Here is a 15,372-nt window from a genome sequence, read left to right as displayed (position 1 = left end):
CAGATAATCTACTTTAGAAATAATGCTTTACGCACAGTTCTGAATGAACCGGAGATCAGTTCATAAAAATAAATACCGCTCGCGTTGGTTTTATCCGGCGCATAATTAACACGGTATTCCCCCGGCTCCTGCATCTCGTTAACCAGTTCCTGCAGAAGCTGACCATTAATATCATACACACGAAGCCGGGTCAAGCCGGGTTTTTCAATAGTGTACCGTATCATCGTCTCAGGATTAAAAGGATTAGGGTAGTTCTGGTTCAATGAATATGAATACAATTTTGATGGTTCTTTGCTTTGCCCCTCCTTTTCAAGTGCAGTTCCCCTCACTCGGTTGTAATCAACTGTATTTGAATTATGGCTGGCAGTCTGATTTCTGCCCCCTGGCAATAACACAGTAACTGTGACGTAATAATCAGCAAAAGTTTCGTTCATAATCGGCACTCCTTCAATTATTGATGTGTTGCTGTCAATATACGACCTGACTGAACTGCTTACTGTTGCTAATAATGAAAAAACTGTATCCTGTTTCTTTCTATAAATTTTGTAAGAGAGGACTGAATCAGTGCCTGGATAAGATGCCCAGATGAGTTTTGGTCTAATACCGGCTCTACTTTTTAATAAGGCACTAGACCAGTTGCTTACCGTGTAACTGCCTGCTGTATCCAGATACGTGTAACCGCTAAGTCCGTTATGTGTTATAAAACCTCCTGAATCGGCTTGTAAGTGGGCATTTATTTGATAAACTCCCTTTACATGGAGTGTTTTACCTGTGGGAATTTCAAGATCCTCAAGCAGAGTTTCAATATATTTAACCGTATCATTTGATGACAACACCCCCCCATATCTGACCGTCGGAACTAACTGATACAGTCTTCCGTCACCGCCGTTTATACTTTTTATTATCGTGATAGAATCTCTGAAATTAGTGTCATACCCGCCTTCAATATCCCGCAGGCGGTAATCACGGAATGTATTGGTGTCCGGAACCTTAAAACTCAGGCGAATATGTCTTACTGAATCAGCATTAATTTTAGGCATCAGGTTTACCAGAAAAAAATAGCGGTGATTTACTGTATCAATCTGGTCATTAAAAAAACCAACATGGTGCATGTGATTAGTTGAGCCAGAAGTGTCTAATGCGCTCATAAATAAACGCTGTGAGCTGGTCCCATGCACTATCTGGTCATCAAAATTAAAAACATTTTCATCCTCGACATAATAACATTTTCTCTTTCTAATCATTGAACCATTAAAATTCAAATTTACTAAAGCATCCCCAAGCGCACCTGTAATCCTTGGCTTAAAGTAATCTTTTAGATCATCGTAAAGAGGAGTGGGGTAGAATACATCTGCTGTGCCTCTATAATTCCAAACCAATCCCTCGCATCGCGGGATAAATGAGGGCGGGTAGGAATCAAAGCCCGGATAAGAATAGTAACTTTCAAGAATCAGCCCTTTTGCTCCTGTCGCAAGAGCAAGCAGCATTGAGGCAGAAAGTTCCTTATATTCAGGTTTTCTCCACCTCCATGTTGGTGTCGGGGTTCTTTCGTCAACAAACCCCTGGGCTTGTGCCGAATAATAATAGCCGGGGAAATATCTGTGTGCGTCAAATAATCTGTCACCCATGTACCAAAACATTAACAGCAATTTATCCATGTATGGCTGAGGCACATCACTCGCCCAAAAGGGGAAATAATAAAACAGCATTTGAGAAGGGTTTACAGAATCTTTATACTGTTTAAATGAGTCATGTCCGTTTCTAAACCCGTTCCAACCGGGGTAAAACAGCGTTATCGGCGGCTGACGGTTGCTGTCTTCAAGAGCATTTGCCAGAATTTTTATCGGACGATACTGATCCAACGAATGGGGTTCCTGAATGGTCATCCAATGTGTTAAATTCTGATAATTTTGATAGGGTGTTGTCTGGCTATCAAGTTTTTCTGTAAATCGATTTGCATATGAAATCATATAATGTTCCCACACTTCCTTATCAAAACACTCAATGCTTTTAATATGAAGGGTTCTGTTATCTAAAAAATACAAGCGGTAATTAACCCCATGAGCCAAAGTGGGAGAATCACCATACTCTTCATCCTCGGGGCTTGGGAATAGATCTGGTCCATCCGAGTATCGTGGTATCAAGTTTGTGTACTGCGTCACCCCTATCAGATTATACTCTAATTCAATTGAGGTAAAGTTATTTCCCTGAAAATCTTCTACAGTAAGTATCTTGGATGCAAGCACAGTAGTATCACCATTGGGTTTTTTATACTCAATTCGGATAATACAAACGGGGACTGTATCCTGCGTGGTATCACCATCAATTTTCATTTCCCAAAGTGTTACAAATTGAATAAATTCATCATAATAATTTGGCACATACTTATGATACTGCGATGCATTAGGACCGTAGGATATTGCCTCGCCTGTATCATTTGTGGTGTGATTTATCACCCAGTTACCGTTGCCATCCTGAGCCCCTTTTGAAAATTGCACAAACTCAGTATAGCCATCCGCCGGAGGCGACCCGACAGGTTTGTAAGTTACATTTGCACCTGCTGAAAAATGATTTACAAAGTCATTTTCATTGACTACATTATGAGCGATCACTTTAAGACCTTCTCCTGCGATTATATCCTTATTGTCCTGATTAAGCCGGTGAATGATAAAATTAACGCCTAACGCCTTAATCTGGTCAAAATTGTTGGACCACACCCATTCATCTTCCGGATCAGGCTGTGCAGAGGAAATAGTTCCATAAGGAAATTTCACTTGGGAAAAAACATTTGAAATTCCGCTTAGTGAAATAACTATTATTAGTACGAGAAACGAGAAACGAGAAACGAGAAACGAGAAACGAGAAACGAGAAACGAGAAACGAGAAACGAGAAACGAGAAACGAGAAACGAGAAACAATGGGACCCATAGAAGCTCCGCTTTGAATTTATTGATGGGTCAAAAATAGAACAAAACGGAATTAATGTCAAGTAGTTTTTGAATATGCTGATTTATAGTGGTTCAGAAACCGGTTTTTTAAGCTATGTAAATAGTAATAACCCTCATAAATAAAAAATCCTGGTCGAATCCGAAAGATTCGTATGTTATCGAAACACACACCCAGGCGATACCCTGTACAACTCCGCCTGAGTCGGAGAAATATCATTACATCTGCTTACTACTAATCTGCAATTCCGCTGGAATTGACTTATGAATTCAGGATGCTAAAACAAAAAAGCCCCGGACGAACCGGGGCTTTTTTTTAATAAAAAATTAAGAATTATAAATTAATAACATTCATAATTCTTACTTCACGAGAATCATTTTCTTTATATCAGTAGATGATGCATTACCGGCGGATACACGGATAGTGTATATATATGTTCCGCTGGTAAGCTGCGAAGCATCAAAGCTCACCTGATGATAGCCGGCTTCTCTGATTTCGTTAACCAGTGTCGCAACTTTTTCGCCGAGTGAAGAATAAATATCAAGCACCACGCTTCCTCTAACAGGAAGTGAGAAGCTGATGCTGGTTGCAGGGTTAAACGGATTCGGATAGTTCTGATTCAGTGAGAATACATCCGGACGGCTGATTTCAACTTCTATTGCATCATACGTCTTGCTGGTTCCGTTATAGTCTTCCTGAATAAGTCGGTAGAAATACACACCTGTTTCAAGTCCTGATTCGGTGAACTGATAGCGGCTCACTTCAACAGAGTTACCTCTTCCGTTTATATATCCTGCCTGCTGCCAGGAGGAAGATTCTTTCCTTCTTTCAACACGGAAGCCCTTGTTGTTCATTTCAGTTGCGGTAACCCACTCAATCAGAGCAGTATTTCCGTTTACTGAACCGGTGAATGAGGTTAGTTCAACCGGCACAGGATTATCAACTATTGTGAAATTTGCGTTGGACATATCATAATAGATATTACCCACTGCTTCAATTTTAATTCTTGCCGTTGTAGTCGGGAGATTTGGCAGGGTAATCTGCTCTGCACCGTCATTGAGTGTACTTTCAAGAATCACATGAGGGAAGGTAAGGCCGCCGTTAGTGGAAAGGAGAATACGTACAAACTGTGTGTTTACCGGTGCGGCATTGGTTCCTGCAACATCCCATTGAATGGTCTGAGTAGTGCTGCCATCCCAGGTAACTGCGGTATTAGGTGAAGTAACCAGAAATGGTCCGGCTGCATCTGTTACACTGAACTGAAGAGATGCTTTGCCCATTCCCCCGCCACCGCTGCGGTTATCTCTTGCTGTGAGGCGGAATGTAAGCGTCCTTGCGTATGATGGGAGAATCTCACCCATTACATAGGTATTATTAATAACATCAGCGAGTTTTGGGAAATAGCGGGTTGGGGATGCAACCGGCTTGAATGATCTGAAAATAGGTGCATTGCCTACCGGTGATCCGGGAGCGCCTGTTGCACCAAGATCAAATTGTTCCCAGCAATAAGTTAACGAATCTCCGTTCGGATCAACAGCAGAACCGGTCAGTGAGAATGGTGTGCTTTTGGGAATGGTAAATCCTCCCGCAGGTACAGTGACCGCAGGTGCATCGTTATTTGTCGGGGTAATAACAGGACAGTTGTTGCCTCCGCCGAGCGTTGAAAATGCAATTATTTCGTCAAGACTGATTCCGTGGAAATATGGATCGCTAAAGTTCTGTGTGTTCTGGGGGCTGCAGATTCCGGCATAAGCCATAATGGTTGTTCCGCTCCCCGGCTCATAAGCAGTAGGGCCGTTGCGGTTTCCTCCTGAACAGCTTCCTGAACTTCCGTTAAAAGTATGGTTTCCTCCGAACTGATGTCCCATCTCATGAGCAACATAATCAACATAAAAGGGATCACCGACAGGACTCGGCAGGCCTGTTACTCCGCGTGCCTTGCTGCTTCCGCAGATAACGCCGAGCCCCGCAATGCCGCCGCCTCCGGTACTGAACACATGCCCGACATCAAAATTAGCATTTCCTATTACCGAATTAAGGTTATTTACATTTTGCGTGAGCATCGTGCTGCCGTTGTTGTTGGTGTAAGGGTCAGTGGATGCATTGGTATATATAATAAGATCATTGTTGGCAATCAGATTCATCCGGATGGCTGCTTCTGTTTCATAGATTCCGGAAACTCTGTTGAGCGCGGTGACCACTGCTGCCAGCCCCAGTACAACCGTTCCTCCGTGGAATGTTGTATATTCCCCCGTCGTTGCGATTGCTGTACGGTAAGTCCGCAGCTGTGCACCGGAACGCTCCCAGCTAAGCTGCTCTCTGAGGAACTTAATTTCTTCCATGATCTCTTCATCAGCAATTACCACGCAGGTGGCCTCTTCAGCTCTCCGCGGATCAACGGTCATATCTTTTTTATAATACGATATATAAAACTCATTGGTTGAAAGTGAGTAAGGGTCTATATACCAGGCGCCTGAGGGAGTAAGAACCTGCGCGTGAAATCCTGCCGGAGTGATGTCAAACCTGATGGAAGCATAGGGATCCGTCACTCCGTACCCTGCATAGGTTTTTATTTCAGGATAGCGAACCGCCAGACCCTGTTCCATGACAGGTGACTCGGCAACCATAAATTTCTGAAAATTACCGTCGGGCATCGGCAGTTCAATCATATAGGGCTCAGCCAGACCCTCCCTGACCTGCTTTTCATGAGGGAAAAGGGATGCCAGTTCCTTCAGGTTAAGAAGTTCCAGACGGCTGAAATAGTAGTGCTTCGGCTGAATATAACGGCGCTCGCTAATCTGAGGCACACGCTGTTCAATGGCACTATGCCAGAAAGATCTGCCGCTTTGCTGCTGGGCAGAGGTGAACATAATGGGAAATAAAAGAACGACCAGAAAGAAAAATTGCTTCATGCTATCCTTAGTGAAAAAATGGAAACCGAAAATACCACTTTTCCGGCAAGGGACAAACAGAAAGTGAGACAGTGCCTCCTGCTGAAAATAAAAAAGCCGGTTATCAGAATAGTAACCGGCTTTATCGTAAACATGCTGTTTTAATGAGGGCAGCAGGAACTCTGGCCTGAGACCGGCTCAATATGGGGACTTATCATAGGAATGCCGAGATCAAGCCCGCGCAGTATCATCAATATTGAAACAAACGCAGTGATATAGGGTATCGCTTTTGAAAAAGAGACCTTGCTGAAAACTTTTGAGAGACTTTGGGTAAAAAAGAATGCTGAGAGGAGCGGTGAGGTGCCAATACCAAATGAAGACATAAATACCACTGATACAAGAACGGTATCCGGCACCAGAGATGCGGCAAGCGCTGTATAGACAAGGCCGCAGGGCAAAAATCCGTTAAGCATGCCGAACATGAAAGGCCTGGGTTTTCCCTCCTTCAGAATTACACCGCTCAGACTGCTTTTCAGCTTCGTATAAATAAATGCCCCGGGCAATGATGTAGCTTTTGCTTTCAGCGATGCAGGCAGAATAACGCTGATCAGCAGCAATGAACCAACAATAACACTGATTATCCCCTGATATCCTGTAAGCCGGATTCCTGCTCCGAAATAGCCGAGCAGTAATCCCATCAGTGAATAGGTAAAAGTTCTGCCAAGACTGTAGTATATACTATGACTTATTCCTTTACCTTTGGGAGTATTTTTTGCGGAAAATCCAAGCACCAGCGGCCCGCACATACCGACACAGTGCAGACTACCCGCAAGACCGAGCAGCAGCCCTGATCCCAGTGCCAGAAGAAGACTATCCACCTGCATAAAACTCCTCCTCAGTATAATACTCTTTCACACCATCAGAAAATTCAATCTTTGCTTTCCAGAATCCTTTAACTAATCCCTTATAGGTATAGGAAACAGCATCTTTCTGATCAAGAGTAAAGGTATAATTCACATCAAGCCCTGCATTTGAGGGCCGGTAAAGCATCAGTGAGCCGGTTATCTTTTTTGCATTACCCGGAAAGATAAGTGCAACAGTATTACCGGATACATTAAAAACCGGTTTAATCTCAAGGGATGTATAATTGTTTTTCTTATCAATCACCTGCTGATATTTTAGCTCAGATTCATAATAGTCGGTTCTGACCAGATCAACTTTTGTGTTTACCGCAATAATTCCGAATACAACATTCATCAGCACAAAAAAGACGATAAAAATAAAAATACCGGTTCCCCAGTTCCATTTGATTTTTTTCATTTGTTTTTCAACTCCGGAATACCCATAAATGAGGTTTTAATTTCTTTAAGCTTTTCTTTACCATTATATACATCAATCACCAGGGGTGTGCTCACCCGTTCAATATCATGCACATCAAGTATGAGCATAAATCTCCCCTCATAAACTTTCTGCCCGTCAACCCTTACATTCTCACCGAGAATTTTTATTTCAGCATTACGGTCCTGCACGGTCAGAGTAATCTCCATCGGATCATAGGTTTTATTAACAATATTCAGACTATAAATATTACTGATCTTGCCCCCCGGCTGCTCCTGATACATGGTTCCCGGTGCACGAAGAATTGTCACCGCAGCATCAGAGCGGCTGAAAATAAGATACGCAATCAGACCGAGCAGTATCAGAAGGAATGAAGTATAGGTTATAATTCTTGGTGTAATCTTAAACTTTTCACCCAGACTGATACCGTTAAGGGAATCATAACGGATAAGCTTTTTTGGTTTTCCGACTTTCTCCATCACATCATCACAGGCATCAATGCATGCAGTACAGTTAACACATTCCAGCTGGATGCCATTGCGGATATCAATACCTGTCGGGCAGACATCAACGCAGAGTTTACAGTCTATGCAGTCCCCTTCTGTTCTCACCTCATCTTTTTTCAGTTTGCCCCTCGGTTCACCCCGTTTGTCATCATAGGCAACCACAATGGAATTCCGGTCAAGCAGTACACTCTGAAGCCGTCCGTAGGGACAAACTATAGTACATGCCTGCTCACGAAAACTGGCGAAGACAAAATAGAAACCGCCGGTGAACGCCATCACAAGGGTAAAACCGCCGGGATTTTCTGCCGGAGACCTCATAACGATACTGAAGAGTTCATCAATACCGATGATGTAGGCAAGAAAGAGATTGCCGATCAGAAAAGATAAGCCAAAAAAGATGGTCTGCTTGCTCACTTTTTTTACGGTCTTTTGTGCAGTCCACGGAGCAGCATTCAGGGCTATCTGATCTTTGGCATCTCCTTCAATCCAGTACTCAATCTTGCGGAATACCATCTCCATGAAAATTGTCTGCGGACAAATCCATCCGCAAAATAATCTGCCATAAACAGCCGTAAAGAGAAAAATAAAAATAATACCGGCAATAAAAATCAGGACAAAGATAAAGAAATCGTGAGTTCCAAAAAGATTGCCGAAGAGGATGAATTTCCGTTCAAGAATATTGAAAAGAAACAAGGGACGCCCGTCCACCTTGATGAACGGGAGTCCGAAAAGAATAATCAGAAGAAAAATGCTGACAACCGTTCTCGCATTATAAAAAAAGCCGGAAGGTTTCCTGGGATAAATCCAGATCCGCTTCCCCTCTTTGTTTACTGTTGATATACTGTCGCGGTAAACATCGGCAGATTTTAAATTATTATCTTCTGATCTTGACATGATGCATTACTAAGGAATTAATTTGTACTAACTGCCTCTATAAGATTGCCCTGAGGAGCTTTTGGATTCGGAGGATTGGTTCCGACCAGACTCAGGACATAACTTGAGACTTCTTCAATCTGTTTAGGATTGAACTGCGCCTTCCAGGAAAGCATGCCTTTTTCGGTAACACCATTCTGGATTACAAGATATACTTCTTTCATCGTATTTCCATGAATGAAGTAGTTATCCGCAAGGTTTGGACCAACCAGACCTTCGCCGTTCTGACCGTGGCAGGCAACACAGTTTTTAGTATACAATTCTTTTCCTGCTGCCAGTGAGCCGGCATCGGTCAAGAGTTTTGCATTATCGGCTGTTATGTTATAGGTGACCGTGCTTATTTTGCTTTTTTCAAGCTCAGCAGCTTTCAGTTCAGCAAGATATTCGCCATCGCTTGAGGGTCCGGATTCAAGTACATGATAATGCGCCATATAGATTACGGAGAATATAATGGTAACATAAAAAAGATATTTCCACCAGGGGGGTAGATTATTATCTAATTCCTTGATACCGTCATAATCATGCTCAAGCAGTATTTCATTTTCTTTTTCAATGGGCTTGCCGTCATTCATTGCAGCCGAAAACTTTGACCAGAATACCGCCATCAGACTTTTATCCTTCCCTTCCTCCATTTCATGAAGAAGGATAAAAAGAAGCAGCAGGCCAAATAGGAAGAACAAAAATATTACTGCGCCGTATTCAAATACTCCGGTAAGTTCTTCATCTCCTTTCGCAAACAGTGCCGTAAACGGACTGAACAGGAGAAACAGCAGTACGCGGGATAATGTTAATTGAGATAAGAGTTTCATAAATCTGATCCTTTAATCTTTTTCCAGTGGTAAATTGGACATATGCTGTATATATGATTTATTCTTGCGCCACGCAAAACTGACGCCCGCGATAAATACCAGCATACAGATAATTAATCCAATGACGGGATAAATGCTTATCCCGTCAATGGATGATAATACTTTGCTCATCATGGCTGTTTACCTCGACGCTGCATTTTGTTTTTTGATATCGGTTCCAAGCCGCTGCAGATATGCAATGAGAGCCACAATCTCCTTATTCGGATCAACGGGAGTTCCCGCATTTTTGAGATCAAGAGCAATCTCCTGTGCCTGCTGTTCAAGCAGAGCAGCAGCATTCTGCTCAAATCCCTCAGGATAAGGCACTCCTATTGAGCGTAAAGCTGAAATTTTCTTCCCGATATTCGAGTAATCCAAATCATCTTCAATAAGCCATGGATACGGAGGCATGAGCGAACCCGGAGACATGGTTCTCGGATCAAGCATATGGTTATAATGCCATACGTTCGGATACTTTCCGCCTACGCGGTGCAGATCAGGGCCGGTTCTCTTGGATCCCCAGAGGAACGGATGATCATACACATATTCGCCGGCTTTAGAATATTCACCATAGCGTTCAGTTTCTGAACGAAAAGGACGGACCAGCTGTGAGTGACAGCCAACGCAGCCTTCGCGTATATAAAGGTCTCTTCCCTCAAGTTCAAGCGGTGTATATGGCTTAACGGAAGCGATAGTGGGAATATTGGTCTTTACCAGATACGTAGGAATAATTTCAACAATACCGCCAATCAGTATTACAACCAGCGAAAGCACCGTAAACAGAATCGGTTTACCCTCCAGCCAGGTGTGACCAAGAGCTTTTGAGAAGGCAGTCTTTTCTTTTACTAATGCCGGAGCGGAAACCGGTTCTTCAGCTTTGAACTGCCCCTGTTTAGCTGTCTTAATAAGGTTATATGCCATTACTACAATGCCGACGATGAAGAGCGTGCCGCCAAATGCGCGGATATAATACATCGGTACGATTTGCAGTAAAGTTTCCAGGAAGTTAGGATACTGCAGAACGCCTTCAGGAGTGAACTGCTTCCACATAAGTGACTGTGTGAGTCCTGACCAGTACATAGCTGATGCATAGAACACTATTCCCAGAAGTCCCGCCCAGAAATGGAAATTTGCCAGTTTTTTAGAATACAGCTGAGTGTTATAAAGTTTCGGAATCAGATAATAAAGAATACCAAAAGTGAGGAATCCGTTCCATCCGAGTGCGCCCACATGAACATGGGAGATAATCCAGTCAGTAAAGTGAGCGAGCGCGTTAAAGTTCTTTAAGGAAAGCATCGGTCCTTCAAAAGTGGCCATACCGTAAGCAGTTATAGCAACAACCATAAACTTCAGCACCGGTTCTTCGCGGACTTTATCCCATGCACCGCGGAGTGTAAGAAGACCGTTAATCATTCCGCCCCAGGACGGAGCTATCAGCATGATTGAAAATACTGTGCCGAGTGACTGTGCCCAGTCAGGCAGTGCTGAATACAGAAGATGGTGAGGACCTGCCCATATATACAGGAAAATCAGTGACCAGAAGTGAATAATTGAAAGCCGGTATGAATAGACTGGTCTGTTAGCGGCTTTGGGCATGAAGTAATACATCAGGCCGAGATATGAAGTGGTAAGAAAGAATGCTACTGCATTGTGGCCGTACCACCATTGAACCAGCGCATCCTGCACTCCTGCATAAATTGAGTAGCTTTTTGTGAGTGTTACCGGAATTTCAAGTGAATTAACAATATGCAGGACGGCAACGGTGACCACGGTGGCTATATAAAACCAGATTGCCACATACATGTGGCGTTCTCTTCTCTTTATGATGGTACCCATAAGATTGATACCAAATATCACCCAAACAACCGCAATCATGATATCTATAGGCCACTCAAGTTCAGCATACTCTTTGCTGGTGGTGATGCCATAGATCAGTGTGACAGCCGCAGCAACGATAATGAGCTGCCATCCCCAGAAATGGAGACTGCTGAGCAGATCACTATACATTCGTGCTTTGCACAGGCGCTGAAGTGAATAATAGACTCCCATGAAGATGGCATTACCTACAAACGCAAATATAACTGCATTCGTGTGCAATGGGCGGAGTCTGCCAAAAGTTGTCTGAGCCAGTCCGAAATTGAGTTCCGGAAATATCAACTGAAGGGCAATGAGTAGTCCGACTATCATACCCACGATACCCCACACAACCGTGGCTATCGCGAAGAGACGGACTGGTTTGTTGTCGTAGCTAAAATGCTCAACGTGCATTCATATCTCCTTTTGTTTTTTCAACAGGTTTTTCATTTGTAATATCATCCAGCAGCATCCTGATGGCAGGTGTTTTCTGGTCAGAAAACTGACCTCGTTTTACGGATATAATAAAAGCAGTGAGGAATCCTCCCGCGACGAGGATACTGATAATTATTAAGGGAACAATAACACTCATAACGCAATTCCTCTTTTTCTGGCAAAGAAAAGTGAGCCAAGTGAAGTAATTACAATAACCGTAAGTGAACTCAGAGGCATCAGAATAGCGGCAAAAAGAGGGGTTAGCTCCCCGCTGACAGCATAGGCAAGGCCGGTTACATTATATAATGCACTTACCGTAAAGCTTATTTTTATTATGGTCATCGAATCTTTAGTAAAGCGGAGAAATTTTCCGGTATCTCGGACTCTTTCTCCTGTAAGAATTCCGTCACCTGCAGGAGTGAATCCGGATATATCATCAGATACCGAAACTCCCACATCTGCGGCGCCGACGGCGCCGGAGTCATTCAGGCCGTCCCCCACCATCAATACAGTTTTCCCTTTTGCTTTGAGGTTTTTAACAAATTCAAGTTTTTCAAACGGAGTTTTTCCAAAATGAGTTTTCTTTTCATCGCTGAAAAGTTTCAGAAGAGCTGAATCCTGTCTGGCGGTATCTCCGCTCAGGAGATATACCTCATTTGCTGAACCGGAATCGGCAAGCATATCTTTAACCCCGTCACGGATAACCGATGAAACGGTAAAGCAGCCCCGTACTTTTCCGTCAGTGGCGATATATACCTTATTACCTGGCACATCTTTTACTTTGTCAGCCAATGGCGCCGGATTTTCCCGTTCAAGGAATTTTGCACTTCCTGCCTTGATAATACTTCCCTCAACAAAGCCTTCGATGCCGTAACCTGTGATCTCACTGAACTTGTTAACTCCGGCAGTTTTTGTAATCTGATCTTTCAGATGAAGGTAAAGCCGGCGGCTAAGCGGATGAACAGATTCTCTGAAAAGTGAGGCAACAGCCTCCTTCTCCGGAGTACTCAGTTCATCTCCGGTATATCTGACCTCCAATGCCTGAAGTCCGGTCAGAGTTCCTGTTTTATCAAATACTATTGCATTAATTTTTGCCATGGTTTCGATAATAATCGGATTGCGGACATAAAATCCTGCTTTAGCCAGAATACGCTGCGCACTGCCGAATGTGAACGGTGTAGAAAGCGCGAGTGCACAAGGACAGGCAATAATCAGAATCGCGGTAAAAACATTCATTGCCATCTCAAAGGAAGTCACTGAGTGATATATCGCTGCTCCAAAAGCCAGAATGAGTATTGCAATCGTGAAATATTTTGATACAACATTTGAGAAATCTGAGTAGCGTGAGTGCTGCTTTTTTGCATCGGAAGAATTATTCCACAAGCGGGTAAGATAGCTTTCTGAAGTTTTCTGAACCACACTCAGTTTTATGATTCCGCCTGTTTGTCTTCCACCGGCATAGATAAGTTCACCGGTTTTAATTTCAACAGGTGATGATTCTCCGGTAACAAAACTATAATCAATCAGAGCTTCTCCTTCAGTCAGGACTCCGTCGGCCGGTATGATTTCCTGATTATGGATGATAATAGTATCCCCTGGTTTCAGATTACCAATCGGAATGGTCACTTCCTCATCAATGCCTTCCACACTAACGCTGAGAGGAAAATACGATTGATAGGTTCTGTCAAAATTAAGTGATTCAAAAGTTTTGTGCTGGAATAATTTCCCGATCAGGAGGAAAAACAGGAGCCCCGCGAAGGAATCCATATATCCGGGGCTCGAGGTCCAGAATAAATCGTAGGTGCTTCTTCCGAAAAGAGCAATGATACCGAGGGTAAGCGGAACATCGATGTTAATTCCCCTCTCCCTAACCGCGGCCCAGGCCGACCGGAAGTAATCGGTTGAGGAATAAAGCAGCACCGGAAGAGCAAGAATAAAAATAAGTATCCTGAAGGTATTCTGCAGAAGAGGGTCTGAATCTCCGAAACCAAGATATTCAGGAAAGCTGAGCAGCATGATATTTCCAAAGCTGAAACCTGCAACCCCGAGTTTTTTATAAAGACTATAGCTGTATTCTTTATCCCCCCCTGATTTTTCATCAGAAAGAGACAGATTGGGCTGATAACCGATCTGCCGTAACAGGCGGACAAGGTCAGCCAGGGTTAGCTGTTTATGGTCAAACTTAACCGTGAGCATCTTGTCACCAAAATTCACGGTGGACTCAAAAATTGCGGGATGAAGTTTGAATAAATTCTCAAGAAGCCAGATACAGGAAGAACAGTGCATTCCGGGAATATAAAACTGCCCGATACTCATTTGCTCATCAGAATATCTTATGAAACGGGATTTTATTGAAGGATCATTAAGGAATGCCAGGTCTTTATCCTGAACCCCAGTCTGCTTTAATCCCGGAGTCTGGTTAATTCCATAATACTCACCAAGATTATTGCTCGAGAGGACTTCATAGACCGTACGGCAGCCTAAACAGCAAAAATTTTTTCCATCAAAGGTTATCGGATCAGAGGGTAATTCTTCACCACAATGATAACACGAAACCTGTTCTGAAACTGACTTTTCCAGCACCAATTCTTTCTTCTAAATATACACGAGGGGTTAACCCTTAAGCCGTGTCAACTGCAATAAATATGCCATATTGAAAGATTTTAAATGCTGAATTAATTGCGATTTAACAACTAATCAGGCAAAGTCAGCCGCTGGAAATTGGAAATATTTAGATTTGAGGGGGGTTTTCCCAGTAATGAGAATGCCCCGGATCGGGGAAATCCGGGGCCTGATTTTAGTAAAGTGCTCTGCCGAAAGGCCGTCTGTATTCGGTTGTTGTGGGGTGCTCTTCGCCAAGATATTTGAATATCGCCACACAGGCTTTACGGGCGAGATCGTCCTTATAGTAACGGTTGATCCTGATAACTTCAATGAATTTCTCAAGCGATGCCGCGAAATTCTGCTCTAGGAGTGCTTGAATTGCCTCCAAAATCATAGGTTTCGCACCATCCTCAGGCAGCGAACCGGAGTCCTTGCTGAAAGCTCTGAGCTCCTCAAACTGAATGAGCGTCTGGTAGAGTTCATCCCCTTCTTTCTGATGCCCGAGTTTTTCCATAGTCATGATATACTCGCCAAATTCCGTAAAGAACGATGTGCGGGCATACTGCAGAAGCAGATCAGGACTGGATGATCCGGCATCAATGGCGGATTTGAGTAAATTTCTTGCCTGGTCAGTCTGACCTGAAGCCATAAGGGTTTCAGTCTGTTTAAGAATTTTCTTTTCTTCATCGGGGATATGTTTGTTGAGCCATTCCCGTATTTTTCCTTCAGGCAAAGCCCCTACAAATTCATCAATCTGTTTTCCCTCAAAAAACAGTTTCACCGCAGGAATGCTTCTTATCCCGAAACGCGCTGAAACTTCCGGAAATTCTTCAGTATTCACCTTGGCAAGTTTCCATTTACCGTTTGCCTCGGCGGCTAATTTTTCTAAGACTGGTGAAAGCATTCTGCAGGGGCCGCACCATTCCGCCCAGAAATCAGCCAGAACCGGCTGAACAAAACTGGCGCGAATGACATCCCTTTCAAAATCCTGTATATCGTACATTAAAACTCCGTTTT

At 43.4% G+C, this 15,372-nt stretch carries 11 protein-coding genes; all 11 read right to left on the bottom strand.

Annotation, left to right across the window (positions count from 1 at the left end):
• Positions 1-8 precede the first annotated feature (8 nt).
• Entirely contained in the window at positions 9-2,774 is a 2,766-nt protein-coding gene (locus tag HRU80_08845; protein ID QOJ28980.1) for a T9SS type A sorting domain-containing protein, read from the bottom strand.
• Between the two features lie 531 nt (positions 2,775-3,305).
• Positions 3,306-5,816 (bottom strand): T9SS type A sorting domain-containing protein, encoded by a 2,511-nt coding sequence (locus tag HRU80_08840; protein ID QOJ30503.1) that lies wholly within the window; start codon positions 5,814-5,816, stop codon positions 3,306-3,308.
• 182 nt (positions 5,817-5,998) lie between these two features.
• Positions 5,999-6,721 carry a sulfite exporter TauE/SafE family protein gene (locus HRU80_08835; GenBank protein ID QOJ28979.1) on the bottom strand — a complete coding sequence of 241 codons (723 nt, stop codon included), beginning with the start codon at positions 6,719-6,721 and terminating at the stop codon, positions 5,999-6,001.
• The gene (locus HRU80_08830; protein QOJ28978.1) at positions 6,708-7,157 is read right to left on the bottom strand and encodes a FixH family protein; all 450 of its coding nucleotides are present in this window, start codon (positions 7,155-7,157) and stop codon (positions 6,708-6,710) included. Before HRU80_08830 ends, HRU80_08835 begins: the two co-directional genes overlap by 14 nt.
• On the bottom strand, positions 7,154-8,575 hold the full coding sequence (gene ccoG / locus HRU80_08825) for a cytochrome c oxidase accessory protein CcoG (GenBank protein ID QOJ28977.1): 1,422 nt from the start codon (positions 8,573-8,575) through the stop codon (positions 7,154-7,156). Before ccoG ends, HRU80_08830 begins: the two co-directional genes overlap by 4 nt.
• Positions 8,576-8,592: 17 nt before the next feature.
• A complete protein-coding gene (locus HRU80_08820; protein ID QOJ28976.1) occupies positions 8,593-9,423 on the bottom strand; it encodes a c-type cytochrome in 831 nt (276 codons plus the stop codon).
• Positions 9,424-9,435: 12 nt separating this feature from the next.
• Entirely contained in the window at positions 9,436-9,597 is a 162-nt protein-coding gene (locus HRU80_08815; protein QOJ28975.1) for a CcoQ/FixQ family Cbb3-type cytochrome c oxidase assembly chaperone, read from the bottom strand.
• 6 nt (positions 9,598-9,603) lie between these two features.
• The gene (gene ccoN, locus HRU80_08810) at positions 9,604-11,730 is read right to left on the bottom strand and encodes a cytochrome-c oxidase, cbb3-type subunit I (GenBank protein QOJ28974.1); all 2,127 of its coding nucleotides are present in this window, start codon (positions 11,728-11,730) and stop codon (positions 9,604-9,606) included.
• Complete coding sequence (ccoS, locus tag HRU80_08805; protein QOJ28973.1) at positions 11,720-11,908, bottom strand: cbb3-type cytochrome oxidase assembly protein CcoS; 189 nt, start codon at positions 11,906-11,908, stop codon at positions 11,720-11,722. Before ccoS ends, ccoN begins: the two co-directional genes overlap by 11 nt.
• Complete coding sequence (locus HRU80_08800) at positions 11,905-14,334, bottom strand: heavy metal translocating P-type ATPase metal-binding domain-containing protein (GenBank protein QOJ28972.1); 2,430 nt, start codon at positions 14,332-14,334, stop codon at positions 11,905-11,907. The genes ccoS and HRU80_08800 overlap by 4 nt, the downstream gene beginning before the upstream one ends.
• 214 nt (positions 14,335-14,548) lie before the next feature.
• Complete coding sequence (gene trxA / locus HRU80_08795; GenBank protein QOJ28971.1) at positions 14,549-15,358, bottom strand: thioredoxin; 810 nt, start codon at positions 15,356-15,358, stop codon at positions 14,549-14,551.
• Positions 15,359-15,372: the final 14 nt, after the last annotated feature.

The sequence above is a fragment of the Ignavibacteriales bacterium genome (genome assembly GCA_015709675.1).
Classification (GTDB): Bacteria; Bacteroidota; Ignavibacteria; order Ignavibacteriales; family Ignavibacteriaceae; genus H2-BAC3.
The sequence above is the reverse complement of the archived record's forward strand: the minus strand, read 5'-3'. Positions and strand labels throughout refer to the sequence as shown.